This is a genomic window from Pseudomonas sp. KB_15 (genome assembly GCF_052114525.1).
Lineage (GTDB): Bacteria > Pseudomonadota > Gammaproteobacteria > Pseudomonadales > Pseudomonadaceae > Aquipseudomonas.
In genome coordinates this window covers 1-658 of sequence record NZ_JBFREX010000113.1, presented here as the reverse complement: position 1 = coordinate 658, position 658 = coordinate 1, and the positions used below count along the sequence as shown (strand labels likewise).

At 72.5% G+C, this 658-nt stretch carries 1 protein-coding gene; it reads left to right on the top strand.

Annotated elements, in window-relative coordinates:
- Positions 1 to 658 (top strand): sigma 54-interacting transcriptional regulator (locus AB4Z35_RS29935; protein ID WP_442101149.1); only part of this gene is annotated, 658 nt, incomplete at both ends.

The window sequence follows — 658 nt, the reverse complement described above, 5'->3', positions numbered from 1 at the left end:
GGCTTCTTCCACGCCGCGCACGGCGGCACGCTGCTGCTGGACGAGGTGGCGGACCTGCCGCTGACCATGCAGGTAAAGCTGCTGCGCGCGTTGCTGGAGCGGCGCGTGCGCAAGTTCGGCGCCAGTCGGGAAGACACCGTGGACGTGCGCGTGATGTGCGCGAGCCACAAGGATCTGGCTGCGATGGTCGCCGCCGGATCGTTCCGCCAGGACTTGTACTACCGCCTGAACGTGCTGGAGCTGCGCATGCCGACGCTGCGCGAGCGGGGCGAGGACATTCCGGTGCTGGCGCAGGTCATCCTCGAACACCTGGCCGTGCGCTACGGCGATGCGCGCCCGCGCCGGCTGTCCGGCCCGGCGCTGGCGCGGCTGGCGGCGTACCGCTTCCCCGGCAACGTGCGGGAACTCGAAAACCTGCTGGAACGCGCTTACGCCTTCGCCGAATCGGACGAGATCGCGGTGGCGGACCTCGGGCCGCTCGAAGCCGGCGTGGATCGCGCCAGCCTGCTGCAAGGCGCGCCCGTGCCGGTGCCGGAGACCGCGCCGACCGGTTATGAGACCTGGGGCAGCCCGGCCTGGTCGGCGGCCAGCCTGACGGCGCCGGAGGCGGGGGGTGCCGTGGCCGAGGCGCCGCCGCCGCCCCAGCCATCCATCGATC